This window comes from Hydrogenophaga sp. T66 (assembly GCF_057219855.1).
This window is the reverse complement of sequence record NZ_JBXVVX010000002.1, coordinates 72799-99376: the sequence shown is the minus strand read 5'-3', so window position 1 is coordinate 99376 and position 26578 is coordinate 72799. Positions and strand designations below refer to the sequence as shown.

General features: G+C 67.3%; 26 protein-coding genes and 2 tRNA genes. 15 read left to right on the top strand and 13 right to left on the bottom strand.

All coding sequences use genetic code 11. The features are described 5' to 3' along the window. Positions 1 to 10 precede the first annotated feature (10 nt). Positions 11 to 1093 carry an A/G-specific adenine glycosylase gene (mutY, locus tag AC2D80_RS09440; RefSeq protein WP_484632761.1) on the top strand — a complete coding sequence of 361 codons (1083 nt, stop codon included), beginning with the start codon at positions 11 to 13 and terminating at the stop codon, positions 1091 to 1093. Here the strand turns inward: mutY and rapZ are convergent. Genes rapZ through AC2D80_RS09425 form a run of 3 tightly spaced genes read right to left on the bottom strand, consistent with a single transcriptional unit; the run spans position 1090 to position 4578 of the window. Beyond that, entirely contained in the window at positions 1090 to 1998 is a 909-nt protein-coding gene (gene rapZ, locus AC2D80_RS09435; protein ID WP_484632760.1) for an RNase adapter RapZ, read from the bottom strand. The two genes, mutY and rapZ, sit on opposite strands and share 4 nt — an antisense overlap. Beyond that, entirely contained in the window at positions 1995 to 3638 is a 1644-nt protein-coding gene (gene recN / locus AC2D80_RS09430) for a DNA repair protein RecN (RefSeq protein ID WP_484632759.1), read from the bottom strand. The genes rapZ and recN overlap by 4 nt, the downstream gene beginning before the upstream one ends. Before the next feature lie 22 nt (positions 3639 to 3660). Next, entirely contained in the window at positions 3661 to 4578 is a 918-nt protein-coding gene (locus AC2D80_RS09425; protein ID WP_484632758.1) for an NAD kinase, read from the bottom strand. A 138-nt stretch (positions 4579 to 4716) separates the two neighbouring features. Here AC2D80_RS09425 and hrcA point away from each other — a divergent pair, with 138 nt between their 5' ends. The 4 genes from hrcA to greB all read left to right on the top strand — a co-directional run bounded on the left by hrcA (position 4717) and on the right by greB (position 6639). Continuing rightward, positions 4717 to 5745, top strand: coding sequence for a heat-inducible transcriptional repressor HrcA (gene hrcA / locus AC2D80_RS09420; protein WP_484632757.1), 1029 nt, complete (start codon positions 4717 to 4719; stop codon positions 5743 to 5745). A gap of 36 nt (positions 5746 to 5781) precedes the next feature. After that, a tRNA-Ile gene (locus tag AC2D80_RS09415) sits at positions 5782 to 5858 on the top strand. A 40-nt stretch (positions 5859 to 5898) separates the two neighbouring features. Beyond that, positions 5899 to 5975: transfer RNA gene (locus AC2D80_RS09410), tRNA-Arg, on the top strand. A gap of 100 nt (positions 5976 to 6075) precedes the next feature. Then, positions 6076 to 6639 (top strand): transcription elongation factor GreB, encoded by a 564-nt coding sequence (gene greB / locus AC2D80_RS09405; RefSeq protein WP_484632756.1) that lies wholly within the window; start codon positions 6076 to 6078, stop codon positions 6637 to 6639. A 12-nt stretch (positions 6640 to 6651) separates the two neighbouring features. Here greB and AC2D80_RS09400 read toward each other — a convergent pair whose 3' ends face one another. The 4 genes from AC2D80_RS09400 to AC2D80_RS09385 form a co-directional block, all read right to left on the bottom strand. After that, positions 6652 to 8907, bottom strand: coding sequence for a RelA/SpoT family protein (locus tag AC2D80_RS09400; protein WP_484632755.1), 2256 nt, complete (start codon positions 8905 to 8907; stop codon positions 6652 to 6654). Between the two features lie 115 nt (positions 8908 to 9022). Beyond that, entirely contained in the window at positions 9023 to 9226 is a 204-nt protein-coding gene (gene rpoZ, locus AC2D80_RS09395; RefSeq protein ID WP_484632754.1) for a DNA-directed RNA polymerase subunit omega, read from the bottom strand. 17 nt (positions 9227 to 9243) lie between these two features. Then, complete coding sequence (gmk, locus tag AC2D80_RS09390; protein ID WP_484633317.1) at positions 9244 to 9864, bottom strand: guanylate kinase; 621 nt, start codon at positions 9862 to 9864, stop codon at positions 9244 to 9246. Positions 9865 to 9872: 8 nt separating this feature from the next. Further along, the gene (locus tag AC2D80_RS09385) at positions 9873 to 10757 is read right to left on the bottom strand and encodes a YicC/YloC family endoribonuclease (protein ID WP_484632753.1); all 885 of its coding nucleotides are present in this window, start codon (positions 10755 to 10757) and stop codon (positions 9873 to 9875) included. 56 nt (positions 10758 to 10813) lie between these two features. On the opposite strand from AC2D80_RS09385, the gene AC2D80_RS09380 reads away from it, so the two are divergent. From AC2D80_RS09380 to hemW, 5 genes are read left to right on the top strand one after another with little or no spacing between them, the layout of a single operon-like run. Then, on the top strand, positions 10814 to 11821 hold the full coding sequence (locus tag AC2D80_RS09380; RefSeq protein ID WP_484632752.1) for a serine/threonine protein kinase: 1008 nt from the start codon (positions 10814 to 10816) through the stop codon (positions 11819 to 11821). After that, on the top strand, positions 11818 to 12717 hold the full coding sequence (locus AC2D80_RS09375; RefSeq protein WP_484632751.1) for a PP2C family protein-serine/threonine phosphatase: 900 nt from the start codon (positions 11818 to 11820) through the stop codon (positions 12715 to 12717). Before AC2D80_RS09380 ends, AC2D80_RS09375 begins: the two co-directional genes overlap by 4 nt. A 17-nt stretch (positions 12718 to 12734) precedes the next feature. Continuing rightward, positions 12735 to 13463 (top strand): ribonuclease PH, encoded by a 729-nt coding sequence (rph, locus tag AC2D80_RS09370; RefSeq protein WP_484632750.1) that lies wholly within the window; start codon positions 12735 to 12737, stop codon positions 13461 to 13463. Beyond that, the gene (rdgB, locus tag AC2D80_RS09365) at positions 13460 to 14062 is read left to right on the top strand and encodes an RdgB/HAM1 family non-canonical purine NTP pyrophosphatase (protein ID WP_484632749.1); all 603 of its coding nucleotides are present in this window, start codon (positions 13460 to 13462) and stop codon (positions 14060 to 14062) included. The genes rph and rdgB overlap by 4 nt, the downstream gene beginning before the upstream one ends. Continuing rightward, entirely contained in the window at positions 14059 to 15264 is a 1206-nt protein-coding gene (gene hemW, locus AC2D80_RS09360) for a radical SAM family heme chaperone HemW (protein ID WP_484632748.1), read from the top strand. The genes rdgB and hemW overlap by 4 nt, the downstream gene beginning before the upstream one ends. A 33-nt stretch (positions 15265 to 15297) precedes the next feature. Here the strand turns inward: hemW and AC2D80_RS09355 are convergent, their stop codons facing one another. The 5 genes from AC2D80_RS09355 to AC2D80_RS09335 form a co-directional block, all read right to left on the bottom strand. Next, on the bottom strand, positions 15298 to 17256 hold the full coding sequence (locus AC2D80_RS09355; RefSeq protein WP_484632747.1) for a PAS domain S-box protein: 1959 nt from the start codon (positions 17254 to 17256) through the stop codon (positions 15298 to 15300). Between the two features lie 13 nt (positions 17257 to 17269). Beyond that, on the bottom strand, positions 17270 to 17656 hold the full coding sequence (locus AC2D80_RS09350) for a response regulator (protein ID WP_484632746.1): 387 nt from the start codon (positions 17654 to 17656) through the stop codon (positions 17270 to 17272). After that, on the bottom strand, positions 17653 to 18804 hold the full coding sequence (locus tag AC2D80_RS09345; RefSeq protein WP_484632745.1) for a sensor histidine kinase: 1152 nt from the start codon (positions 18802 to 18804) through the stop codon (positions 17653 to 17655). The genes AC2D80_RS09350 and AC2D80_RS09345 overlap by 4 nt, the downstream gene beginning before the upstream one ends. Positions 18805 to 18928: 124 nt before the next feature. Further along, complete coding sequence (locus tag AC2D80_RS09340; RefSeq protein ID WP_484632744.1) at positions 18929 to 20293, bottom strand: heavy metal sensor histidine kinase; 1365 nt, start codon at positions 20291 to 20293, stop codon at positions 18929 to 18931. After that, positions 20290 to 20970, bottom strand: a complete 681-nt coding sequence (locus AC2D80_RS09335) for a heavy metal response regulator transcription factor (RefSeq protein ID WP_484632743.1) — start codon at positions 20968 to 20970, stop codon at positions 20290 to 20292. The genes AC2D80_RS09340 and AC2D80_RS09335 overlap by 4 nt, the downstream gene beginning before the upstream one ends. Positions 20971 to 21147: 177 nt before the next feature. Here AC2D80_RS09335 and AC2D80_RS09330 point away from each other — a divergent pair, with 177 nt between their 5' ends. After that, a complete protein-coding gene (locus AC2D80_RS09330) occupies positions 21148 to 21405 on the top strand; it encodes a DUF4148 domain-containing protein (RefSeq protein WP_484632742.1) in 258 nt (85 codons plus the stop codon). Positions 21406 to 21478: 73 nt separating this feature from the next. Here the strand turns inward: AC2D80_RS09330 and AC2D80_RS09325 are convergent, their stop codons facing one another. Continuing rightward, positions 21479 to 21976: a tetratricopeptide repeat protein gene (locus AC2D80_RS09325; RefSeq protein WP_484632741.1), complete on the bottom strand. Its 498-nt coding sequence runs from the start codon at positions 21974 to 21976 to the stop codon at positions 21479 to 21481. 359 nt (positions 21977 to 22335) lie between these two features. Here AC2D80_RS09325 and AC2D80_RS09320 point away from each other — a divergent pair, with 359 nt between their 5' ends. From AC2D80_RS09320 to AC2D80_RS09305, 4 genes are all read left to right on the top strand, one after another. Further along, the gene (locus tag AC2D80_RS09320) at positions 22336 to 23523 is read left to right on the top strand and encodes a tyrosine-type recombinase/integrase (protein ID WP_484632740.1); all 1188 of its coding nucleotides are present in this window, start codon (positions 22336 to 22338) and stop codon (positions 23521 to 23523) included. After that, the gene (locus AC2D80_RS09315; RefSeq protein ID WP_484632739.1) at positions 23520 to 23963 is read left to right on the top strand and encodes a hypothetical protein; all 444 of its coding nucleotides are present in this window, start codon (positions 23520 to 23522) and stop codon (positions 23961 to 23963) included. Before AC2D80_RS09320 ends, AC2D80_RS09315 begins: the two co-directional genes overlap by 4 nt. Before the next feature lie 557 nt (positions 23964 to 24520). After that, positions 24521 to 24763, top strand: coding sequence for a helix-turn-helix domain-containing protein (locus AC2D80_RS09310; protein ID WP_484632738.1), 243 nt, complete (start codon positions 24521 to 24523; stop codon positions 24761 to 24763). Positions 24764 to 25048: 285 nt separating this feature from the next. Further along, positions 25049 to 25723: a hypothetical protein gene (locus AC2D80_RS09305; protein ID WP_484632737.1), complete on the top strand. Its 675-nt coding sequence runs from the start codon at positions 25049 to 25051 to the stop codon at positions 25721 to 25723. The last annotated feature ends 855 nt before the right edge of the window (positions 25724 to 26578 follow it).

Genomic DNA, 26578 nt, shown 5'->3' with positions numbered 1-26578 from the left:
CGTCGCCGGCATGACGGCTCCCCTGCCGCGGGCCTTGGCGGCCGAGTTTGCCCCGCGCCTGATCGCCTGGCAGCGGCGCGACGGCCGTCATGGCTTGCCCTGGCAGGGTACGCGAGATCCCTACCGCGTGTGGTTGTCGGAGATCATGCTGCAGCAGACGCAGGTCGCCACCGTGCTGGCGTATTACGACCGCTTTCTGGGCCGCTTCCCGACTGTCGAGTCGCTGGCAAATGCGCCGGCGGACGAGGTGATGGCCTTGTGGAGCGGCCTGGGCTACTACAGCCGCGCCCGCAACCTGCACCGCTGCGCGCAGGCCGTGGTGGCCGAGCACGGCGGGCGCTTTCCCACGGACGCTGTCACCCTGCAGACGCTGCCCGGCATCGGCGCGTCCACCGCCGCCGCCATCGCGGCCTTCTGTTTCGACGAGCGCATCTCCATCCTCGACGGCAACGTCAAGCGCGTGCTCACCCGCGTGTTGGCCGAGGACGGTGACGTTGCGCAGACCGCCACGCACCGCCGCCTGTGGGACGCCGCCCAGGCCCTGCTGCCCCAGCGGCCCGCTCCCGGCGACATGGCGGCGCACACGCAGGGGCTGATGGACCTGGGCGCGACCGTGTGCACCCGCACGCGCCCGCGCTGCCTCGTGTGTCCGGTGGCGGATCTGTGCGCCGGTCGCGCCAGCGGCGAACCCACGCGCTACCCGGTCAAGGCGGCCCGTGCCGTGCGCCGCTTCGAGGCCTGGTGGCTGCTGCTCTGGCGGGGTACCGACGGCGCGGGACGTCCGGCGCTGTGGCTCCAGCGGCGTCCGGAGCGGGGCATCTGGGCCGGTTTGTTCAGTCCGCCGGTGTTCGCCGACGAGACCGCCTTGCGGGAGGCGGTGCCCGCCGTCCACCGCGACGCGCTGCGGTGCGCCGACGCGGTCGTTCACAGCCTCACCCACCGGGAACTGCGGCTGCACCCGGTGTGGTTCGATGCGGGCGATCCCGCGCCAGACCGCGGTCCGGCGGCGCCGGGGCAATGGGTGGCTTGGTCGGCCTTGCCGCAGACCGGCCTGCCGGCGCCGGTGCGACGCCTGATCGACGCAGCGCTCTAGCCGCGGCCCGCCGGCCGCGGCCAGCCGTCGGCCTCGCGGTGCCGCAGTCGCGTGGTCCACTGAGCGCCGAACGATGCGGCCAGTCGTTCGGCGAGGTACACCGAGCGGTGCTGCCCGCCGGTGCAGCCGATGGCCACCGTGACATAGCTGCGGTGGTCGCGGAGCAGGCCGGGCAGCCACTCGCGCAGGAATCCGGCGATCTGCTGTTCCATGCGTTGCACGTCGGCCTGCGCCGCGAGGAAATCGGCCACGGGCGCGTCGCGACCAGTGAGCGGCTTGAGGTCGGGTTCGTAGTGCGGGTTGGGCAGCATGCGCACGTCGAACACAAAGTCCGCGTCCATGGGGATGCCCCGCTTGAAGGCGAACGATTCAAACACCAGCGTGAGGGCGGTGCCGCGCGTGTTGGCCAGTTCCTTGACCTGGCTGCGCAGCTGCGTGGGCCGGATCAGGCTGGTGTCGAGCACCAGCGCCTGCTCGCGCAGCGCCGCGAGCATCTCGCGTTCGTGCTCGATGGCCTCGACCAGCGCCCGTTGCTCGTCGGCGCCATGGCCGATCGACAGCGGGTGCAGCCGTCGGGTTTCCGAGAACCGGCGCACCAGTGTGTCGGTGGTCGAGTCGAGAAACACGGTGGTGAGCTGCACGGCCTCGGCTGTGCGCGCCCGCAGCGCGCTCAGCCGCGCGGGCAGGCTGGGCAGTGAACTGGCGCTGCGCACGTCCATGGCGATCGCCACGCGCGTGGCGCCGTGTTGCTGTTCCAGCGCCACAAACGCTTCCAGCAGCTCCGGCGGCAGGTTGTCCACGCAGTAGAAGCCTTCGTCTTCCAGCGCGGCCAGCGCCACCGACTTGCCTGAGCCGGACATGCCGGTGATCAGCAGCAGCTGCATGGGCGACACGGCGGCGCTCATGGCGTGAGCAGCTCGCGGGCGTGCGCGAGCGAGATGTCGGAGCTGTCGCTGCCGTCGAGCATGCGGGCGAGCTCGCGCACGCGCGCTTCGCCGTCGATGGGCGTGACCGAGCTGCGGGTGTGCGAACCCTCCAGCCGCTTGCTCACCAGCAGGTGATGGTCGGCGCAGGCGGCCACCTGCGCGAGGTGGGTCACGGCGAGGACCTGCCGGTCGCGGCCGAGGCGGCGCAGCAGGTCGCCGACCGTGTGCGCCACGGCGCCGCCCACGCCGGCGTCCACCTCGTCGAAGATCAGTGTGGGCGCCTGGCCGAGCTGGCTGGTCACCACCGACAGCGCCAGCGCAATCCGCGACAACTCGCCGCCCGAGGCGACCTTGCCCACCGGCTTGGGCGTGCTGCCGGCGTGGCCGGCCACGCGGAACTCCACCGCCTCCGCGCCGTGGGCCGACGGCGCTTCCAGCGGCAGCAGCGCCACCTCGAAGCGCCCGCCCTGCATGCCGAGCGTTTGCATGGTGTCGGTCACGGCGGCGGCCAGTCGTGGCGCCGCGGCCTGTCGCTGGCGGCTGACCGCCGCGGCAGCCCGGCCGAGCGCGGAGGCTGCGGCGCGTTCGGCCGCGCGCAGGCTGTCGATGTCGAGCGCGGCGTCGAGCGAGGCCAGCGCCGCTTTCCACTCCGCGTGCAGCGCGGCCAGTTCCTCGGGCGGGCGGCGAAAGCGCCGCGCCAGGGACAGCCAGGCCGCCAGGCGCTCGTCCAGCGCGGCCAGCCCGTCGGGGTCCAGCTCGGTGTGGCGCAACTGCTGGTGCAGGCTGTGCACACTGTCCTGCACCTGCGCCAGCGCGCTGTGGAGGGTGTCGGCGATGGCGGCGAACGCCGGCTCCACGGCGCCCTGCGCCTGCAAAGCCGCGATGGCCCGGTGGATCAGATGGCTGGCGCTGGGTTCGTCGTCGTCCAGCGCGGCCACGGCGGCCTGCGCCGCGTCGATGAGGGACTGGGCGTTGGCGAGCCGTGCGTGTTGCGCGTTGAGCTCGGGCCATTCACCGGGCTTGGGGTCGAGTTTGTCGAGTTCGCCCACCTGCCACTGCAGCCGCTCGGCTTCGTCGCGCAGCGTGGCCTGGCGCTGGATGGCGTCGTCCAGGGCCTGTTGCGCGGCGCGCCACGCAGCCCATGCGCGGGTCAGCGGTGCCCGGTCCACGCCGGCGTAGGCATCGAGCAGGTCACGCACCGCGTCGGTGCGGGTGAGGCTTTGCCAGGCGTGCTGGCCGTGGATGTCGACCAGCGCATCCGCCAGCGCGCGCAACTGGGTGGCGGTGGCTGGGCTGCCGTTGATCCAGGCGCGGCTGCGGCCGTCGCGTTCCACGGTGCGGCGCAGCAGCAGGCCGTCGTCGGCACTGAAACCCTGTTCGTCCAGCCAGGCGCCGATGCCCGCGGGCGGGTCGAATTCGGCCGCCACGTCGGCCCGCGGCGCTCCCTCGCGCACCACGCCGGCGTCGGCCCGGGCGCCCAGCACCAGCTGCAGCGCGTCGATCAGGATGGATTTGCCGGCGCCGGTCTCGCCGGTGAGGACGCCGAAGCCGGCTGGCAGGTCGAGCTCCAGCTGTTCGACGATGACGAAATCGCGGAGGGCAATGCGTCGCAGGCTCATGGCCGGTATTGTCGCCGCGGGCTCAGGCCCCTTCGTTCCAGTGCAGTTTGCGGCGCAGGGTGTCGAAGTAGTTCCAGCCCACCGGGTGCAGCAGGCGCAGCGCGTGTTCCGAGCGGCGCACGACGATGCGATCGCCGTGCAGCAGGCTGGTGAGCGACTGCATGTCGAAGTGGGCCGAGGCATCGCGCCCCGAGACGATTTCCACCGCGATCTCGCTGTGGCAGGGCACCACCACCGGCCGGTTGGACAAGGTGTGTGGCGCGATCGGCACCATCAGCCAGCCCGCGATCGCCGGGTGCAGCAGCGGCCCGCCGGCGGACAGCGCGTAGGCGGTGGAGCCGGTGGGCGTGGCGATGATCAGGCCGTCGGCCCGCTGGTTGGCCACGAAATGGCCATCGACCTCGACCCGCAGTTCGATCATGCTGGCCACGCCGCCGCGGTTGACCACCACGTCGTTCAGCGCCGTCGCTTCAAACACACAGCGCCCATCGCGCCACACCGACGCCGCCATCAGCGCCCGCGCCTCCTCGGCGTAGACACCGCGCAGGATGGCCGCCAGCGGCTCGCGATAGCCTTCCAGCGCGATGTCGGTGATGAAGCCCAGGCGCCCCTGGTTGATGCCCACCAGCGGGACACCATAACGCGCCAGCTGGCGGCCAATGCCCAGCATCGTGCCGTCGCCGCCGACCACCAGCGCCAGGTCACACAGCCGTCCCATCGTCGGCACATCCAGCGCGCCGTACTGCGTCAGCCCGGTGTTGTCCGCCGTCTGGCGCTCCAGCGACACCTCGCTACCCAGGTCGTGCAGGAAATGCGCCAGCGACTCCACGACCGCGCGGGAGCCCGGCGCGTGGTACTTGCCCACCACGACCACGTGACCAAAGCGCGGCCGCCCGGCGGGCACGCGCGGGGTGGCGACAGGCGTGGGCGGGGTGGACATGGGGGGATTACAACACGCAGCCGAGGCGGTTCGGGTCGGCCGGCGGGGTGTCCGGATCTCAGGGAAAACCACCGGAAAACCACGAAAGCGCGGCGCTGAGCGCCCGCTCGCGCAGACCGCGTCCGTAGAATGCGCAGCATGCTGGACGATCGTGCGAAGTCGTTGCTCAAGGCCCTCGTGGAGCGGTACATCGCCGACGGGCAGCCCGTGGGCTCGCGCACCCTGGCCAAGGCCACCGGCATGGAACTCTCCCCCGCCACCATCCGCAACGTGATGAGCGACCTGGAAGACCTGGGCCTGATCGCCAGCCCCCACACGTCGGCCGGGCGCATCCCCACCGCGCGCGGCTACCGCCTGTTCGTGGACACCATGCTCACCGTGCGCCGCGACCAGCTGGTTGCCCCGGTGGCCGACATCGCCGGCGCCAGCCTGGAAGCCAGTGCGCCGCACCGCGTCATCAGCCACGCAGCCCACATGCTGTCCAGCCTGTCCCAGTTTGTGGGCGTCGTCATGGCCCCGCGACGGCCCTCGGTGTTCCGGCACATTGAATTCCTCAGCCTGTCTGACCGGCGCGTGCTGGTGATCATCGTGTCGCCCGATGGTGACGTGCAGAACCGCGTGATCCACACCCAGGTGGCCTTCAGCCAGACCCAGCTGCTTGAAGCCGCCAACTTCCTCAACGCCCACTACGCCGGTCTCACCATGGAAGCCGTGCGCGAGCGGCTCAAGACCGAGCTGGACGCCCTGCGCAGCGAGATCGCCGGCCTCATGCAGGCCGCCATGGACATCGGCGCGCAGCCGCCCGCGCCCCAGGATGAGGTCGTCATCGCTGGCGAGCGCAATTTGTTGTCGGTGAGCGAGTTCTCCAGCGACATGGACAACCTGCGCCGCCTCTTCGACCTGTTCGAGCAGAAGACCCAGCTGGTGCGCCTGCTCGATGTGTCCGCCCAGGCCGATGGCGTGCGCATCTACATCGGCGGCGAAAGCCAGGTCGTGCCCTACGAAGACCTCTCGGTCGTGACCGCGCCGTACGAGGTGGACGGTCAGGTGGTTGGCACGCTCGGCGTCATTGGCCCGCAGCGCATGCCGTACGAGCGCATGATCCAGATCGTCGACGTCACCGCCAAACTCGTGAGCAATGCGCTCAGCCACGGCAAGACCGGCTAAGGCCGCAGCAACGCGCCGCCTACAATCCGCGCCGGCGGGCCGTTAGCTCAGTTGGTCAGAGCAGGGGACTCATAATCCCTTGGTCGCTGGTTCGAGCCCAGCACGGCCTACCAGCCAGACATCGAGAAAAAAGCTGCTATACTTCAAGGCTTCGCGGCTGTAGCTCAGTTGGATAGAGTACTTGGCTACGAACCAAGGGGTCGTGGGTTCGAATCCTGCCAGCCGCGCCACACAGAAAAGCCTGCAGCTCACGCTGCAGGCTTTTTTCTTGGTGGTTCCCCCTCTGTTCATTACCGTGCCCGCCGACGCCGAGGCGCCGGCCTCCACCGCATGAGCAAAGCCTTCACCCGAGAGAGCGACGCGCCGGACGACGAAGACGACGGCGCGTCAGCCTTGCCTCCGCTGCCGGGGGGCAAGAACTACATCACCCGCGCCGGGTACGAGCGCCTGCGCGCGGAGCTGATACATCTGATCGATGCCGAGCGCCCCAAGATCGTCGAAATCGTGCACTGGGCCGCGAGCAACGGCGACCGGTCGGAGAACGGCGACTACCTGTACGGCAAAAAGCGCCTGCGAGAGATCGATCGGCGCATCCGTTTCCTGACCAAACGCCTGGAGATCGCCGAGGTGGTCGACCCATCGATGCACCACGGCGGCGACCAGGTTTATTTCGGTGCCACGGTCACCTACGCCGACCAGCACGGTGAAGAAACCACGATCACCATCCTGGGCGTGGACGAAGCCGACAGCGCGCAGGGGCAGATCAGTTGGGTGGCGCCGGTGTCGCGCGCCCTGCTGAAGGCGCGGGTGGGTGACGTGGTGCGCCTGGCGGTGCCGGGCGGCGTGCAGGAGCTCGAGGTGCTGGCGGTGTCGTACCCGGCGCCGGCCGCCTGACCGGCAGATGGCTCAGGCCTTGGCCGGCTTGTGCCGCTGGGCCTTGATGACCGAGGCGGTCCGTTTGAGGCTGCGCAACACCGCGGCGAGGTGTTGCCGGTCGCGCACCGCGACGGAGAAGCGGATGTCGGTGGCGGTCTGGGCCGGTTCGTCCCCCATGTCCACGTGGGTGATGTCGGCCTCGGCGCCGGCGATGGCTGCCGCCACCCTCGCCAGCACGCCTTTGCCATTGGACACGGTCACGTCCACCGTGGTGTCGAACGGCCGGACCGGTTCGTCCGCCCATTCGACTTCCAGGAAACGCTCGCTGTCCCGCGCGCGCAGGCGCCGGGCGGTGGGGCAGTCGTCGGCGTGCACCACCAGCCCCTCGCCGCGGCCAAGGTAGCCCACGATGCGGTCGCCCGGGATGGGCTTGCAGCAATGGCCGTACTGCACGGACAAGCCCTCGCTGCCGTCGAGCGTGACGACGCCTTGCGTCAGACTCTCTTCCTCCCCGCGCGCATAACGTTCGGTGCTGATGAGCAGGGCATCGGGCTTGAGGCCGGCTTCCGCCAACAGCACCGCGAGCTTTTTGCCCACCATGCCGGCGATGCGTTTGCCCATGCCGATGTCGGCCAGCAATTCCTGCGCATGGCGGTTGCCGGTGAAACGCAGCAGCTTGTCCCACGCGCCGGCATGCTCGCCGTCTGGTGCCGGCAGTGTGGCGATGCCTTCGCTGCGCAGGGCCTGCTCCAGCATGCGCCGCCCCAACTCGAACGACTTCTCCTGGGCGATGGTCTTCAGGTGGTGGCGAATCTTGGAGCGGGCGCGGCCGGTCTTGACGAAGGACAGCCAGGCCGGGTTGGGCTGGGCATCGGGCGCGGTGATGATTTCCACGACGTCGCCGTTGCCCAGTTCGGTGCGCAGCGGCCGCTGTTCACCGTTGATGCGCACGCCCACCGCGCGGTTGCCCACGTCGCTGTGGATGGCGTAGGCGAAATCCATGACGGTGGCCCCGCGCGGCAGCGCCAGGATCTTGCTCTTCGGGGTGAACACATAGACCGCGTCGGGAAACAGGTCGATCTTGATGTGGTCCCAGAATTCGTTGGCGTCGTGGGTTTCCTGCTGGATGTCCAGCAGCGACTGCAGCCATTGCGTGCCCAAACGCTGCGAGGTGTCGCTACCGGGTTCGCTGGCCTTGTAGAGCCAATGCGCCGCCACACCCGACTCGGCCACCACGTCCATCGCGTGGGTGCGCAGCTGGAATTCGATGTTGGTGCCGAAAGGGCCGATCAGCGTGGTGTGCAGCGACTGATAGCCATTGACCTTGGGGATCGCGACGTAGTCGCGGAATTTCCCGGGCACCGGCTTGTACAGCTGATGCAGCACGCCGAGCGCCGTGTAGCAATCGTGCAGTTCGGGCAGGATGATCCGGAAACCGTAGATGTCGGTCACCTGAGAGAACGAGAGGTGCTTGTTGTCCATCTTGCGATAGACGGAATACAGCGTTTTCTCGCGGCCCATGATCCGCACCGCCATCCCCTGGTGACCGAAGGCGGCCTCCACCTCGCGCTGCACGCGGGCGATCAGGTCGCGCCGGCGGGTGCGTGACTTGTTCAGCGCCTTGGCCAACACCTCGTAGCGCCATGGGTGAAGGAAGCGGAACGACAGATCCTGCAGTTCGCGGTAGGTGTAGTTCAGGCCCAGGCGATGGGCGATCGGCGCGTAGATTTCGAGCGTTTCGCTGCTGATGCGCTTCCACTTGCTGCGCGGCATGTCGCCCATGGTGCGCATGTTGTGGGTCCGATCGGCGAGCTTGATCAGGATGACCCGAACGTCCTTCGCCATCGCCAGCAGCATCTTGCGGAAGCTCTCGGCCTGGTTCTGTTCACGGGTGTCGAATTCCAGCTTCTCGAGCTTGGTCAGGCCGTCCACAAGGTCGGCCACGGGGGCACCAAAGCGCTCCACCAGCTCCTGCTTGGTGACGCCGCAATCCTCCATGGCGTCGTGCATCAGCGCGGCCATGAGGGCCTGCGCGTCTAGTTTCCACTCCGCGCATTGGGCCGCCACGGCAATCGGGTGGGTGATGTAAGGATCACCGTTCTTGCGCAACTGGCCCAGGTGGGCCTCGTCGGCGAATCGGTAGGCCAGCCGGATGCTTTCGATGTCCGTCGGGCCGAGGTAATCCAGCTTGCCCAGCAGCGCGGCGAAGCTGGCCGCGGCCGCGCTGTGGGCGGCCGTGGACGGCGGGACGGCGGGCGCGGAGCCCCGGGGGGCTTCGGTGATCATGCCTTTACTGTAGCGCGAGACGCCTGGTGCGATGGTCCCGTGGGTGCAAGTCCTTGGTGAGCGCAAAAAAAAGCACCGCCCTCGGCGGTGCTTGGCTCTGCGTCGCGTGCCGCGGTCAGACCGGCACTTTCTTCAGCATCTCGACGCCCACTTTGCCGTCGGCAATCTCGCGCAGCGCGGTCACCGCGGGCTTGTTCTTGCTCTCGATCTTCGGCGCGTGGCCCTGGCTGAGCATGCGGGCGCGGTAGGTCGCGGCCAGCACCAGCTGGAATCGGTTGGGGATTTTTTCCAGGCAGTCTTCGACGGTGATGCGTGCCATGAGAGCTCCAGACGGTGTCAGGTGAGATTGAGCGCTTCAAACGTGTCGCGGCGGGCGATGCGTTGGGCGGCGTACTTGAGCCGCTGCGCGTGAACGATGGCCTTCAGGTCGAACAAGGCGCGTTCGAATAACTCATTGATTATAACGAAGTCAAATTCTTTGGCGTGCGCCATTTCGGTCGCCGCGTTCTGGAGCCGCAACTCAATGACCTCGGCCGTGTCCTCGGCGCGGCGCTCGAGGCGCGAGCGCAGTTCGGTCCAGCTGGGCGGCAGGATGAATACGAGCACGGCATTGGGAAAAATCCGCTTCACCTGGATCGCGCCCTGGAAATCGATTTCCAGCACCACGTCCGCGCCCGCGTTCATCCGCTGTTCGATGGCCTGCTTGGAGGTGCCGTAGCGGTTGCCGTGCACCTTCGCCCATTCCAGGAAGGCGTCTTGCACCACCATCTGGTCGAAGGTCTCGTTGCTCACAAAGTAGTACTCGCGGCCGTGGACTTCCTGTCCGCGCGGCGCCCGCGTGGTGTGGGACACCGAGGGCTGCACGCGGGCGTCGAGCTCCATCAGCGCCTTGACGAGGCTGGATTTGCCGGCCCCGCTGGGCGCGGCCACGACGAACAGATTGCCGGGGTAATCCATGTGGGGCGTCATTCGATGTTTTGCACCTGCTCGCGCATCTGCTCGATCAGTACCTTCATGTCCACCGAGATGCGGCTGAGTTCCAGGGTGGACGACTTGGCGCCCAGGGTGTTGGCCTCACGGTGAAGCTCCTGGATCAGGAAGTCGAGGCGCTTGCCGAGTTCGGTGCCTTTGTCGAGCAGCCGCTCGATTTCGGTCAGGTGCGAACCCAGGCGGGTCAGTTCCTCGGCCACGTCGATGCGGATGGCGAAGGCCGCGGCCTCGGTCAGCGCACGCTCCTGGGCCGCGTCGCCGCTGACCGAGCCTCCCGCGGCAGCCAGCGCTTCGGCCCAGCGGTCGAGAAAGCGTTGCTGCTGCTGCGCCACCAGGGCTGGAATGAGGGGGGCCGCGTCGGCCGCGAGCTGACGCAGCCGGGTGCACCGGTCAAGCAGCATGGCCTTGAGGCGATCGCCTTCGCGGGCGCGCGCGTCGAGCAGCGCATCCAGCGCGCGGGCGCCCAGGGCCATCAGGTCATCGTGGGTGTCGCCGGGCAGGCTGGTCTGGCGGGCGGTGAGCTGCAAGCTTTCCGCCACCGACAGCGGGGCGGCCGTGGGCAGCCAGCTGCGCACCGCATCCTGGATCGCCAGCAGGCGCTGCAGCGAAGCGGCATCGGGCACGCGCGGCAGGGTGTCGTGGCGGCCCTCGGTCCAGGCCCGTACCTCCACCTTGCCACGCTTCAAGCGCGCGCCGAGCAACTCGCGCAGGGCCGGTTCGCTCCCGCGCAGCTCATCGGTCAGCTTGAAGCTGAGGTCGAGAAAACGGCTGTTGACCGAGCGGATTTCCACGCCCAGACCGACGGCCGCCTCGGCGTCCGAGCGGGCCGTGCCGTAGCCGGTCATGCTGTAAACTGCCATCGCACTGGGCCCGTGGTAAGTGGCTCCGAAACAGGGCGCTTCGGAAACAGCGAATTATGTCAAAGGTCAAACCCGCACCCTTGCCGCCCGACACCGTCATCGGTGGTTATCGCATCGTTCGCAAGCTCGCCGCCGGCGGCTTCGGCGTCGTGTACCTCGCGGTCGACACCGAAGGCCAGAAGGTCGCCGTCAAGGAATACCTCCCTTCGTCCCTCGCCACCCGGGCGCCGGGCGAATTGCTGCCGCAGGTGCAGCCGGAAAAGCTCTCGCTCTACCGCCTCGGCCTGAAGAGCTTCTTCGAAGAGGGCCGCGCACTGGCGCAAATCTCCCACCAGTCGGTGGTGAGCGTGCTGAACTTCTTCCGCGAGAACGAGACCGTGTACATGGTGATGAACTACCTGGAGGGCTCGTCCCTGCAGGAATTCATCATCACCGCGCGCGAGCTGAAGAAGCAGAAGGTGTTCCGCGAGTCGACCATCCGCTCGCTGTACGACGAGGTGCTGCGCGGCTTGCGCATCGTCCACCAGCACAAGATGCTGCACCTGGACATCAAGCCGGCCAACATCTTCATCACCGACGACAACCGCGCCGTCCTGATCGATTTCGGCGCCGCGCGCGAGGTGCTGAGCAAGGAAGGCAACTTCATCCGGCCCATGTACACGCCGGGCTTTGCCGCGCCGGAGATGTACCGGCGCGACTCGTCGATGGGACCGTGGACCGACATCTACGCCATCGGTGCCTGCATCTACGCCAGCATGCAGGGTTACCCGCCGAACGACGCGCCGCAGCGCCTGGAGAAAGACCGCCTGTCGCTCGCGCTGTCGCGCCTGCGGGGGGTGTACTCCGACAACCTGATTGAGGTGGTCGAGTGGTGCATGTCGCTCGACCCGCTGTCGCGCCCGCAATCGGTGTTCGCGCTGCAGAAGGAACTCAGCCGCGAGACCGAGCGCAGCTACACCAAGCTCACCGTGGCCGAGAAGATGCGGCTGCAGTTCGACAACATCGTCTCCGACAAGGCCAAGTCCCTGCGCAAGTCCACCAACGTGGGCACCAAGTTCCGATGAAGTTCTCGGTCTACCAGATCAGCCGACAAGGCGGCCGGGAGCGAAACGAAGACCGGATGGGCTATGCCTACACCCGGGAGTCCGGGCTGTTCGTGCTGGCCGATGGCATGGGTGGACACCCCGAGGGTGCGATGGCGGCCCAGCTTGCGCTGCAGACCTTCTCGGCCTACTTCCAGAAGACGGCCACGCCGATCGTGAAGGAAGTGCCGGAGTTCCTGTCCAGCGCCCTGATGGCTGCACACCACCAGATCATCCGGTATGCCGCCGAGAAAGGCATGCTGGACACGCCGCGCACGACCATCGTGGCGGCGGTCATGGAGCGCGGACAGATGCACTGGGTGCATTGCGGCGACTCGCGCCTGTACATCGTGCGCCGCCGCGAACTGCTGACCCGCACCCGCGACCACTCCTACATGGAACAGCAGGCCCACCTGGGTCGCGCCACCGAAAACATCAACCGCAACATCCTGTTCACCTGCCTGGGCTCGCCGGCCAAGCCGGTGTTTGATCTGTCGGGTCCGGTCACGCTGGAGCAGGGCGACCGCATCTTGTTGTGCTCCGACGGGCTCTGGGGCACGGTGAGCGACGACGAAATCACCGCCGGCCTGGCCGCGCAGCCCCTGGAACAATCGGTGCCCGACCTCGTGGAGACCGCGCTCAAGCGCGGCGGACCCCGGTGTGACAACGTGACCGTGTTGGCCATGGAGTGGGAAACGCCCACGCCAACCCACAGCACCCGCGTGTCGACCGACGAGATCGAGGACGGCAGCTTCGCGTCCACCATCCAGAGCGGCACGCCCGACTCCAGCATGGACGATCTGGACGATGCCGCGATCGAGCGTTCGATCGCCGAGATCAATGCCGCCATCCGCCGCACGGCGGAGCGCAATTCCTGACTTTTCCGAGGTTTCCCATGAGCGACGTTTCCCGGCCCGGCCAACGGGCTGCCGATGCCCTGCGCCCGGTGCGCATCACGCGCGGCTTCACCCGCCACGCCGAGGGCTCGGTGTTGATCGAGTTTGGTGACACGCGGGTGCTGTGCACCGCGTCGGTCGAAGAAAAGGTGCCGCCGCACAAGCGCGGCTCCGGCGAGGGTTGGGTGACGGCTGAGTACGGCATGCTGCCCCGCGCGACCCACACCCGCAGCGATCGCGAAGCCGCCAAGGGCAAGCAAAGCGGCCGAACGCAGGAGATCCAGCGGCTGATCGGCCGGTCCATGCGCGCGGTGTTCGATCTCAAGGCGCTGGGCGAGCGCACGATTTCGCTGGACTGCGATGTGTTGCAGGCCGATGGCGGCACGCGCACGGCCGCCATCACGGGTGCCTTCGTCGCCGCGCAGGACGCGGTGAACCGGCTGCTGGCCGAAGGCAAGCTGTCGGTTTCGCCGATCCGCGATCACGTGGCCGCGGTGTCCGTGGGCATCCTGGGCGGGCGCGCGTTGCTGGACCTGGAATACGTGGAAGATTCGGCCTGTGACACCGACATGAACGTGGTGATGACCGGCGCCGGTCATTTCGTGGAAGTGCAGGGCACGGCCGAAGGGGTGGCGTTCACCCGCCGCGAGATGGACGCGCTGCTGTCGCTGGCAGAAAAAGGCATCGCCGAACTCGTGGCGCTGCAGCGGCGCGCGCTGGCCGCATGAAACTGGTCCTGGCCTCCAACAACGCGGGCAAGCTGGCGGAGCTCCAGGCGCTGCTCGTGCCGCTGGGCATCACGCTGATCCGTCAGGCCGATCTTGGCATCGGCGAGGCGCCCGAGCCCCACCGCACCTTCATTGAGAACGCGCTGTCCAAAGCCCGCCACGCCGCGCGAGAGAGTGGCCTGCCGGCGCTGGCCGACGATGCCGGCTTGTGCGTCGAGGCGTTTGGGGGCGAGCCTGGGGTGGACACCGCCTACTACGCCACGCGTTTCGGGCTGCCCAAAGGCGATGACTACAACGTGACCGCGCTGCTTGAGCAGATGCGCGACGTGGACGACCGCCGGGCCGCGCTCGTCAGCACGCTGGTGGCGGTACGTCGGGCCGACGATCCGGAGCCGCTCGTGGCCACCGGCCGCGCGCCCGGCCTGATCACCCGCGAGCGGCGCGGCACCCACGGCTTTGGCTTCGACCCGGTGATGTGGCTGCCCGCCTTCGGGCAGACCTTTGCCGAGCTGCCGCCCGAGGTGAAGAACGCCCACAGCCACCGCGGCCAGGCCGCCCGCGCGATGGTGGCCCTGATGCGCGAGCGCTGGCTCGCATGACCGACGCGCTGCTCCACTGGATGCGCCCCGGCACGCTGATGCTGGGCGCTCCGCCGCCGCTGTCGCTCTACATCCATCTGCCGTGGTGCCTGAAGAAGTGCCCGTACTGCGACTTCAATTCCCACGAGTGGTCCGCCACCGCCGCCCCGGGGGAACACCTGCCGGAGCGGCGTTACCTAGACGCGCTGCGCGCCGACCTGGAGGCCTCGCTGCCGCTGGTCTGGGGTCGGGCCGTACACAGCGTGTTCATCGGCGGCGGGACGCCCAGCCTGTTTTCTCCCGAGGCCATCGAACGCCTGCTCGGCGACGTGCGGGCGCGGGTGCGGCTGGAGCCGGGTGCGGAGATCACGCTGGAAGCCAATCCCGGCACCTTCGAGCGTGATCGCTTCCGCGCCTTCCGCGACGCGGGCGTGACGCGCTTGTCGATCGGTGTGCAGAGCTTCAACGACCGCCATCTTGCCGCCATCGGCCGCGTGCACGACGCGGCGCAGGCGCGCGCCGCCGTCGAAGAGGCCGCCGCCGTGTTCGACACCTTCAACCTCGACCTGATGTACGCGCTCCCCGGCCAGACGCTGGCCGAGTGCGAGCAGGATCTGCGCACGGCGCTGTCCTTCCAGCCGCCGCACCTGTCGGTGTACCACCTCACGCTGGAGCCCAACACGCTGTTCGCGAAGTACCCGCCGGCCTTGCCGGCCGAGGACGACGCCTACGACATGCTCGACCGCATCACCGCGCTCACCGGGGCGGCCGGCCTCGCGCGTTACGAGGTGTCCGCCTACGCGCGGGAGGGGCACCGCTGCGTGCACAACCTCAACTACTGGCGCTTCGGCGATTACCTGGGCATTGGTGCGGGCGCGCACGGCAAGCTCAGCTTTGCCCACCGCATCGCCCGCACGGTGCGCCGGCGTGAGCCGCGGCTCTACATGGAGCAGGCGCTGGCGGGCCATGCGGTGGCGAGCATGGAGGAGGTGGCCCGCCGCGACCTTCCGTTTGAGTTCATGCTCAACGCCCTGCGCCTGCGCGAAGGTTTTGCCCTCAGCGCCTTCACCGAGCGCACGGGGCTGCCGTTGTCGGCGATCCGGCCCGCGCTCGACGAGGCGCAGTCCCGGGGCTGGCTCACGCTCGACGGTGCGCTGGTGCGCCCCACGGAGCGGGGCTTCGATTTTCTGTCCGACCTGCAGGCGCTGTTCTTGCCGGATTGATCGCCGGATGCCCTGGTGGTCGGCCGCCCGGGGTCAGGCGGGCGTGTGTTCTTCGGCCGTGTGGGGCGCCAGCGGCAGGCGCAGGATGGCCGTGGTCCCCACGTCCGGCTGGCTCTCCAGCAGGACCGAGCCGCCGTGGATGTCGACAATTTCCTTCACCAGGTTCAGGCCCAGCCCGGTGCCGGGGATGTTGCCCGAGGTGTCGGCGCGGTAAAAGCGTTCGAAGGCCCGCTGGAGCTGCGCCGGGGTCATGCCGATGCCCTGGTCGCACACGCGGATCGCCGCCCAGTCACCGGCGGCCGTGGTCTCGATCGACGCGTCGAGCCGAACCTCTCCGCCCTGGGGCGAGTACTTGAAGGCGTTGCTGAGCAGGTTGGTGAGCGCCTGCTGGATCTTCTCCGGGTCGGCCATCACCGCCACGGGCGGTACCGGGCCGAGCGTGACCGCGCGGCCCATGGCGTCATTGCAGAAGCCGCTCACCGTGGCTTGCACGAGCGTCGGCAGGTCGTGGGGCACGATGCGGAAGTCTTTGCCCTGGCGCGCCTCAATGCGCGACAGGTCCAGCAGCTCCTGGATCAGGTTGGACAGGAGCGTCCCTTGGCGCAGCACCGTAGCGAGCATGTCTTTCTGTTTGTCTTCGCTGTAGCGCCGGTGGAGCATCAGCTCAGTGAAGCCGACGATGCTCGACAGCGGGGTGCGCAACTCGTGGGCTGCGGTGGCGAGGAACTCGCTCTTGAGGCGATCGACCTCGCTCTGGTGGGTGATGTCCCGCAGGTACAGGATGGTTTCGCCGCTGCCGCCCAGGTTGCGGCGGACTTCGCGCTCGACGACCTTGCGCCCCGGCTTGACCAGCACCAGCCGGTCTTTGCCGGCCTCCTGCATCGCCTGGGCCAGGGTTCGGTACTGGTCGGGGTGTTCGCAGAGTTGCCGGAACCAGGCGTCAAAGCGCACGGTGCTGCCCTGGCCGGAGGGCACGTCGCCGACGATCGCGCGAAAGGCGGGGTTGGTGGTGATGAGCTCGCCGTCGGCGTCGAAGACGGCGAAGCCATCGGGGCTGAGGTCGAAAGTGGCGTTCAGGCGGGCGGTGCGCTCGATGAGTTTCTGTTTGACCTCGATCTGGTTGCTCACGTCTTCAATGACGTTGATGTAGTGCGTGATGCGGCCCTTGGGGTCGCGCACCGGAGAGACCGAGAGCTTGTTGTGGAAGAGGCTGCCGTCCTTGCGGTAGTTCTTCAGGGTGATGCTGAGGTCGCCGCCGCGCTTGACGGTGCGCTCCAGCAGGGCGAGGTCATCCGGGTCGGTCAGCGGCCCTTCGAGCACGCGGGCATCGCGACCCAGCACCTCGTGCGGCGCGTAGCCCGTGATGCGGCTGAAGGCCGGGTTGACGTGCACCAGCGGCTGCGGAAAGCGCCGCGCGTCGCTGATGAAGATGCCATTGAGCGCGCAGTCCACGGCGCGGCCGTAGAGCGTGAGGTACTCCTCGGCCTGCTGTATCTCGGTGAGGTCGCGCACGATGGCGGTGTACCGCACCTCCGGGTCGTCGGGGATTTCGCCGACGAGCACTTCCACCGGGAAGGCCGTGCCGCCGTGGCGCAGGGCGTCGATCTCCAGCCGGCCGATGCGGCTCTGCGTGCTGTGGATCAGCACGCCGCCGGCCATCACGCTGGCCAGGCGGTGTGCGTCGACGTCGGGCAGCACCGCACCCAGAGGCTGCCCCCGCAGCTCATCGGCGCTGCGGCCAAACATGCGCTCGGCCGCGGGGTTGGCGCTGTGGATGCGCCCATCCACCCCGACGCCGACGATCGCGTCGGCAGCGGTGTCCAGAATGCCGCGCAGGCGGTTGAGCTCGCGGTCCTGCCCCGCGGTGTGGTGCATGAGGGCCTGGTGGACCGCCCGCGCGCGCGCCCAGCGGCGCTGCGCCCACCAGGCGATGGCACCGCCGCCGGCCAGGGCCGAGACGGTCGCGGTCAGCCCGAGGAGCGCCAGTTCCACGGTCATGCCGCCTTCAGGCCACGCGCCCTTCGAGCATGTCGTCCACCAGGTCCAGCAGCTTGAGCGGGCTGAAGGCCTTGGTGAGGTAGGCGTCGGTGGATGCCTTGCGCCCGGCTTCGAGGTCGTCTTTCTGGGCGCGGGCGGTGATGAGGATCACCTTGGTGTGGGGGCCGAGCAGCGGGTCCTTTTTCACTTTTTCGCAGACCTGGTAGCCGTCGAGTTCGCCCGGCATCATGACGTCGAGCAGCATCAGGTCGGGCTTGAGTTGCTGGGCCAGACGCAGGCCGTCAACGCCGTTGTCGGCTTCGTGGACTTCGGCGTCATCGAGGTGTTGCAGGGTCAGCCGGATGAGTTTGCGGATGTCGGGCTGGTCGTCGACGATGAGGATGCGGTGCGTCATGTGGTGCTCCGGCGGTTGCGGCTTCGGGCCATCAGGCGCGACAGGTCTTCGGCATAGATCTGGGCCTGCAGCAGGTCGAGGTGGTGGGTGTTGCGCATCGGCGCGCCGGTGGGCAGCTCCAGCCGCGCCACCACCTCGCCATCGTCGCTGTCCACGCGCAGGTGGCCGCCGTGGAGCTGCAGGATGCGTTGGGCCAGCGGCAGTCCGATGCGCGGCCCCATCCGTTCGGGCGCTGGCGGCATGCCCGGCAGGTGGCGAAAGAGCGTGGCGGCGTGGCGACTGATGACGGAGGCCGACAGCGCGCCGTGGTTGCGCAGCGTGAGCAGCAGGTGGTTGCCGGAGGGAGCGACGTCGAGGCGGACGGCGGCCGGCTGGTCGCGTGCCACGCCGTCGCGGGCGTGTTCAACGGCGTTGTGCAGGCATTCAACGACCGCGCGCTGCAGCAAGCGGCGGCTGCCGTAGACCGGGGGCAGGTCTTCGCGCACGCCTTCGATCAGCACCGACACACCAAGCTGCTTGGTCAGGGGCAGCAACTGGGTGCAGGCGTGGGTCACCAGCTCCGGCACGAGCACGCGCTCCTCGCCGATCAGCGCGTCATCGCCAAACACATCCACCAGATCGACCAGGCGCGTGAGCCGGTCGCTCAAGTGGCGCACGCTGTCGGCCAGCGCGCGTGGGTCGGCCGCCACCTCGCCCGCGCTGGCCAGCACGGCGTTCATCGGGGGCACCAGTTCGCTGCGCAGAAGGTTCATGATGGCCGGCAGCGACAAGCGCTCTTCGACCACCGGGGCCGAGGCCGGCGGGGCGTCGGTGCCGGCCGGGCCTGTTGCGCGGGGCGTCACGACCAGCGCGACCAGCCCCGCGATCGGGCGTGGCGCGGCCTCGCAGTCCAGTTCGGCCACGCCCTGATCGGAGTGCACCTGCAGCGCCAGCCTCAGCTGCGGGACGGTCTGGCCTTGCGCGATGCCACGCACCAGCTGGCGCACCTGCGGGTCGCTGGGCAACACCAGCACCGGCCGGCTGGGCAGCTGCCGCGCCGCCCGGTTGGCAAACACCACGTGGGCGTCTGCGCTGAACAGCAGCATCGCGCTGCCGCACAAGTCCAGCAGTGAGAGCAAAGGATTCGGGCCAGCAGCGGCGGTGCTCATGGCATGTCGGACCCGGGTGACGCATCACCCGGTCCGCCTTTCTTGACACCGTATCGGCCCCTTTTGTCCCCGGCTTGAGCGACAAAAGTCTCACTCGGGGGGCCGGCGTGGCCGCCGTGACACGTCAGGCGCCGGACGGAGCGGGCCGCGAAAGGCTGAAGCCGACCCGCGTGCGGCCGTCGGCCGACTCGGCAGCCGGAAAGCCGTCGTGCATCCGGGCGATCGCCGCCACGATGGACAGGCCCAGGCCGTGGTGGGGCTTTTCCAGTTCGCAACGCGAGCTGTCGACGCGGAAGAAGCGGTCGAACAGGCGCGGCAGGTAGGCGGCCGGGATCGGGGCCCCCTCGTTTTCCACCCACACCCGCACCGCGTCCGCGCCCTCGGCCTGCAAGCGCACAGCGATGCGCGTGCCCGGCGTGGCGTAGCGGATCGCGTTGCCCAGCAGGTTGGAGAGCGCCCGCTTGACCAGCGGCGCGTCCACCGCCAGTCGCTCGTCGCCCACCACGTCCACCGCCAGCCGGGCTTCCTCCAGCGGGGCTTCGTGGAACTCCAGCACCTGATGCACCAGTTCGGCCAGCGCCGCCGGTTCGCCGCGGCGCGCTTTTACGCCGCGGTCGGCCTGCGCCAGAAAGAGCATGTCGTTGACGATGCCGGCCATGCGCTGCAGCTCTTCCAGGTTGCACGCCAGCACGTCGGCCAGCTCGGCCGCGGTGCGCTCGCGGCTCAGGGCCACCTCGGTGTGGCCGATCAGGTTGGCCAGCGGCGTGCGCAGTTCGTGCGCCACGTCGGCGTTGAAGCCTTCGAGCTGCACGTACGCCCGCTCCACCCGCTGCATCAGGCCGTTGAACTGGTCGATCAGCGGCTGCAGTTCTTCGACCGGCTCGGGCAGGTGCAGGCGCTGGTCCAGCCGCCGCACGTCGATCGCGCGCGTCTGGGCCGCCACGTCGATCAGTGGGCGCAGGCTGGAGCGCACGCGCCAGAACGTGCCCCAGCCAGCCAGCGCGCCGCCGGCGATCACCGCGGCCACCAGCAACAGCGCCATGCGCTGCCCGGTTTGGGCGTCCTGCGAACAATCCAGCCAGACCTGGCCGCGCCAGCCCGTGCCGTCGGCCAACGCGATGTCAAACGCCAGGGCCTTGCTGGAGCGGGCCTGCAGGTCGAAGCCGGGCTTGGGGTCGCTGTACACCAGCTGTCCGTCCGCGGCCTTCACCACCACATGGGTACCCGGGCGGCGTTCTGCCGACCACGCCAGCTTGCTCAGCACCTCGTCGCGCCCGCCCCGCTCGTCGGCGGCGCGCGCGATGTCGACCAGCACCCGGGCGTAGTTCTGCAACTGCTCCTGGTGCTTGGCCGTGAACAGCATCGCCGTGACGGCCCACACCGACGCCAGCAACACGCCCAGGCCGATCACGGTCTGCAGCGCCAGCAGCAGCGACAGGCGCCGTCCGATGGAGTAGGCGCAGGGCGCGCGAGCGGCGCCGGGCGTCATGAGCGCTCCTCCAGCACATAACCCATGCCGCGCACGTTGTGCAGCAGCTTCGGGCGGAACGGGTCGTCCATCTTCGAGCGCAGCCGGCGCACGGCGACTTCCACCACATTGGTGTCGGAGTCGAAATTCATGTCCCACACCTGCTCGGCCAGCGTGGTGCGCGAGAGGATCTGGCCCTTGCGGCGCACCAGCAGCGCCAGCAGCGCGAACTCCTTGGCGGTGAGTTCCAGCCGCTGGCCGGCGCGCCAGGCTTTGCGGCTGATCAGGTCGATCTCCAGATCGCAGACCTGCAGGCGCGTCGCGGCGACCTCCGCCTGCGGCGGACCGCGCCGCAGCAGCGCGCCCACGCGCGCCAGCAGCTCGGAAAACGCGAATGGCTTCACCAGATAGTCGTCGGCCCCGGCTTGCAGCCCCTGCACCCGGTCTTCCACCCGGTCGCGCGCCGTGAGCATCAGCACCGGCGTCTGTCGCTTCTCGCGCAGCGCCGCCAGCACCCCAAAGCCGTCGATCCCCGGCAGCATGATGTCCAGCACCACCAGCTGATAGTCGCCCTCGAGCGCGAGGTAGCGGCCCTCGATCCCGTCCTTGGCCACGTCCACCGTGTAGCCGGCCTCGCTCAGGCCGCGACGCACATAGTCGGCCAGCTTGGACTCGTCTTCGATCACCAGGATGCGCATGGATGCGGGGGTTGTAGTCGATGGCAGGGGCGTGACATTGTCGAAAAAATCAGGGTTTTCATGGATTACAAACTCGTAATCTGCCTGTTCGACAACTGCAAAAACCGCTCCCTACAGTTCCTCCCATGCCGCGACAACGGCATGTCTCCTCCCCTCAACGTCTCACAAGGAACTGTCATGAAAGCTGCTACCCGCGCCCTCCTGCCCCTGATCATCGCCGCCGCCGCGGGCTCCGCCCTGGCCCAGAGCGCTCCCGCCCCCGAAGCGAAGACCCGCGCCCAGGTCGTCGCCGAAATGCTGGAAGCCCGCCGCCTGGGTCTGCTGGAGACCAACGTCGAAAACTACCCGGTGCAGGCCACCCCGGCCCAGGCCGAACAGATCCGCCAGGCCGGCCTGCGCGCCGTGCAGGGCAACGCGACCGCCTCGCTGCGCTGATCGCGTCTCCGGTTCTCCTCGGTTGTCTCCTCATGCGGCCCTTCGGGGCCGCTTTTTTTGCGCGTGTCGCGGCTCAGGACTTGCCGCCCGCCTTGCGCTTGTGTGCCTCGATCGCCGCCTTCAGCTCGGTGTACTCCTCGCACGGCAGGAAACACGCCTTGTTCAGCGCTGCCAGCCGCTGCTCTGCCTTGGCCAGATCGCCGCGGGTCAGGTGCAGCTCACCCGAATACTCCAGCGCGCCCCGGTGCTTCGGGTTGATGCGCAGCGCCTGCTCGTAGTGGCTCTCGGCCCGGTCCAGATCGGGCTTGGCGAAGTGACGCAGGCTGTAGCCCATCAGGTTGTGCCAGTCGGCGTTGCCGGTCTCATTGACCCGCTGCAACTCTGCCACCGCCTCCGGCCACTGCTTTTTGGCGATCAGCGCGCGCGCCCCACCCAGCGGATCGGCCACCGCGCTGGGCGCCGGCCCGGGATCGGCGGCCGCGGCGGGCCCGGCGGTCAGGGATGCCGCGGTTGCCACGGCCAGCGCGGCGGCGATGCGCCGGGTTGAAAAAGGGGAAAAAGACGGACCCATGCTGCCTCCGGTGTCAGGCACACGCCTGTGGGCACACGGTAGCGCCAGCGCGGGCGGCCGAGTCGATCAACCCCAGGGCGGGGTCGGGCAAGCCGACGAGGCAGCGGAAAAGGTGTCGGCCGGTCTGGCGGAGACGGTGTCCCCGGAAATCGAACTTCATGCAATCTCACTGCACATCAAAATCGGGGCTTTTACCTATGTAAATTGAGTGCCTTTCGCATCAGATAGGATCGTGCTGTATCATTCCATCGCATCCCGTTTGGGCGGGTGTTTGGGCGGGTAGCCAAGAGGGTGATCTGATGCCTAGGAAGGCCAAAGAACTTGCGCCGATCACAGTTGCAGGGCTAAAGCAGCCGGGCATGTACGCCGTGGGTGTGATTCCTGGCCTGCACTTGCAAGTGCTGCCCACGGGCGGCCGGACATGGGTGCTGCGCGTGCGGATAGGCAACCATCGACGTGAAATCGGCCTGGGGGGATTTCCCGATGTGACGCTTGCCCAGGCACGGGAGAAGGCCCGCGAACTGCGAGAACAAATTCGGTCTGGTCGCGACCCGGTGGCGGAAAAGCGAGACGCCAAAAGTGCGATGAAGGCCGCCCAGGCTGCGCAGCGAACTTTCAAGCAATGCGCCATCGCTTACATCGAGGCCCACGAATCAGGCTGGCGCAATGCGAAACACGCTCAGCAATGGCGAAACAGCTTGGAGCAGCACGCTTACCCAGTCCTGGGTGATTTGCATGTTCGCGATGTTGGATTGCCGCATGTGATGGATGTGCTGCGACCCATCTGGACCAGCAAGAACGAGACAGCCTCTCGACTGCGCGGGCGTATCGAAGCTGTTCTTGACTGGGCCACGGTGCACAAGTACCGAGAGGGCCTCAACCCTGCCCGTTGGAAGGGCCATCTAGACAAGCTTTTGCCAAAGCCCTCGAAGGTGGCAACGGTAGATCACCACAAGGCTGTTGCTGTTGGTGAAGTGGGCGCTTTCATGGCCCGGCTGCGCGAGATAAGCGGAATGGGTGCGCTGGCGCTCGAATTTGCCATCTTGACCGCTGCACGATCTGGTGAGGTGCGTGGGGCGACGCGGGCCGAAATCGACCGAATCGCGAAGGTGTGGACCATCCCCGCTGAGCGCATGAAGGCTGGCAAGGCGCATCGCGTTCCCTTGTCCGATGCTGCCCTGGACGTGATTGACCGCGCTGCAGTCCTTCCCAGGCTGACCGGTACCGATCTGCTGTTCCCTGCTCCGCGTGGTGGGCAACTTTCAGATATGACGCTCACCGCCGCCATGCGCCGCCTGGAGGTCGACGCTGTTCCCCACGGCTTCCGATCAACCTTCAGGGACTGGGCCGCAGAGCGCACGAACTATCCCCGAGAGGTTGCAGAGGCCGCGCTGGCGCATGCCATTTCGGACAAGGTGGAGGCTGCCTACCGTCGGGGTGATCTGTTCGACAAGCGCCGCCGCATGATGGACGACTGGGCTGCGTTTGTTGCGCGTGTGGAGGCCACTGCCGATAACGTGCTTGCACTGAATCGGAGCGCGGCATGAGCAAGAAACGCGATCCTGAAAAGGTGCTGGCTGAATTTGGCCGCATTCTGCGATTGGGCCGGGTGGAGACAGTCGTGAGACCGGGCAAGCGTCCTGACGACCCATGGCGGGCGCGAATCAAGGGCGCAAGTGGGGCTGACTATCCGGTGAATGAAGCGCACCCACTGGATTACCACCTGAAGGTGACAGAGGGCAGATTCAAGGCCGAACTGGGCAAACTGCGCCGGTTGGCTGAACTGCCGGACCGCCAGCGGCAAGCACTGAATGCGCGAGCCAAAGCAGCAGAGGAAAAAAATCGACGGGTGTTAGAGCTTGCGGCGAGCCCACCATACGTAATGAAGGGTGCAGGTAAGGCCGGTGCAATCGCTGTTGCTGTCGGTTTGTCCCCTTCCCAGGTGCGCCGCATATTGTCCGCAGCAAAGAAAAACGCGCACGACTGAAAAAGGCCGATCGATGTAAGCCATAGCGCTTTCTAGAGTCATCCAGTGTTCCACAACTTCATTGGATGGCTCATGAAAATGCCCTGTAGCGCGGCCAAGGCGAGGCTGCGACCGGTTGACCAAAAGGCCCTTGAAGGCTTCGATCACCTGCCCGAAAGTGCCAATGTGCGCTTGCCCGTGGTCGCCGCGCTTTGCGGTGTTTCCCCGGTAACTGTTTGGCGTTGGAGCAAGTCGGGTCGCTTGCCGACACCCCGCCGCCTGTCTGAAGGTGTGACAGGGTGGAACGTTGGCGAGCTGCGCCACCATTTTGCCAAGCACGCGTAACGGGGGCCGGCATGAGCAGGCTGCCCCCTCAAAAATTTGGCCGCACTAACGGTGCGGGCAACGAACGCCACCTCGCTAGCACTCCCAGGCGCAGCTCTGGACAGCGATCCAGTTCTGAGGAACTGTTGCCCGGGTCGCGTTCGGCGGCCATCGCAAAACAGCGCGAGCGTGACCGAAGTGTGCGCCTTCGTGCGCCTGTCGAGCACACGCCGCCTGAGCGCCGCGCTCGCCTGATGGCCGTGCTGCGCGAAATGCGCGGTAACGATGCCAACACCCAGGCACAAAGGGTGCTGCGCGCCTTGCGCGGTGGCCCGGCTTCCTCCCTTGAACTGCGTAAGTACCTCGACGTGATTCAAATTTCGAGTCGAGTCTTCGAGTTGCGCAAAGCGGGCCACGCCATCGACACGATCTGGATACAACAGCCTACCGACGCCGGCAAGCTGCATCGCGTCGCCCTGTACCGCCTGCGCAATTAGCACCTAGCTCAACGATGCACCACGCCGGACGGTCCAAACGGTGGCGGCGTGGGAAGACTCCCCCACCACGGGAAAGACAGGGAAGCAGGGGATCGGGTGGCGAAGGTAGCGCCCAACTGTCGAACGGCTGCCGGGTCATGCGATCCGACGGGTCAACGTCGTGCATGTGAAGGTGAGCAGACAGGCGCTGGATGGGCTAGGTCTGCTCACCTCTGGGTCAGTCCTTCCTTTCTTTACCTACTCAACGTCATCAACTGAATCAGCAAACCATAAAGGACAGTGAATATGAGCACCAGCGTCAACAACTCAAAGGCCATCGAACAACAGTCGGTTGTTCGCGCAGAGCGCGCACGTCTGGAGGCCGAGATTCAAGCCATCGACGCGAAGGCGACGCAACTGCGCGAAATGTTGGGTACCTTGGAGCAAGCCGAGGCGTTGCAAGCGCAGGCCGTGGCCCGGGCGACAGCAGCGTTAGCAGATGCCTTGGAGGGCAACGACGAGCATGCTGCCGCCACCGCTCGAAAACAGCTTGCATCGGCATCGAAGCAGACTGGCGACGTGTTGACTCGTACCGGCGAAATCGCCGCACTGCGGGCTGCCATTTCGGCCCTGAACGAGAAGGCCAATCCACTCGCTCTCCGGCTGATGGAGTTGGCAGATCAGGACAAGGCCCTTACTGCGCTGCGGGTGCAGGAACTGGCGGCCGAGCTGGGAAGTGGCTACGTGGCCCGCATGCATGCTGTGGCCGAGGATGTAGCTAGAGGGCAGGCCTTGGGCCTGCTGGCGCTGCGTCTGGAGGTGCCCGGTAACTTTGCTCCCCAAATCTTTGAGATGCCCAGTGTGATCGGCCCGAACGTGGGCAACAGTGGCCGTCTTGTGCTGCCCCTTGATTCGGCACGCCAAGATGCTGTGACGGCCATCGTTGAGCAGTTGCGGGCCGAGGGTTTTGCCGGGGTTTGACTGTGATTCGCAGCCGCACCGATGACACCCAACGTGCCCCGGGCGGCCACGTCCTGCACGGGGAAGAGGTTGACCCTACCCCCTCACGTCGAAGCCGCGCAACGCTTCGCACGCTCGACGATGTAGCCGCCGAACTGGCCCGCCTGTACCGGCGGGCAGAGCGCGGCCAGATTCCAACAGCCGATGCCTCGCGGCTGACTTACATGCTTACCAGTTTGGCTAAAGTAATGGAATCGGCCGCAGAGGCGCGAAACAGTGCGCCAGAGGCCAAAGTGATCGGTCCGCCCTCGCCTTGTTTGGCTGATCTCTATCACGCCATGCACTCACTTGGCATGGACCGTGTGGAGCAAACAGCTGAACCGTCCGCCCCCGGAGCGTGACTTGCTGTTTAACGTATCTGAAAAGGGTCTTCGAGCTGACTGTCGGGGCGTAACTTCAAGGGGAGCCAAGCAGAACAAGCGATCCGAGATGCTTGAGAAGCATCGGCACCACGCCTTGGTAGATGTACTTCAAAAGTGTTGCCTTTTGCTCTGCTTGCCTTGATTCTCGCTTCTTTAGCGACACATTGCCCGTCGTTGTACTTGGCAGAGTCAAAATGCCTACAAGATTGGAGTAGATGCTCGTTACTGGCGCGTACCGAGTCTAGGCGGGTGGTAAAGTCAAGCTGGCGCATATCTTTGCTCTAGGAAATGTATGCCTCTTATTTTTCACTCCTTCAACAGCCTGCCACCCAAGCCGGAGCATATTGCCAGAGTAAAAACTGTCCTCGCAAAATTAGGACCAATTGGTGAAAAGGCTTTGGTTGTGGAAGCTGGCTTGACGAAAACGCAGACTCTTTGCGCGCTGCAGAGTTTA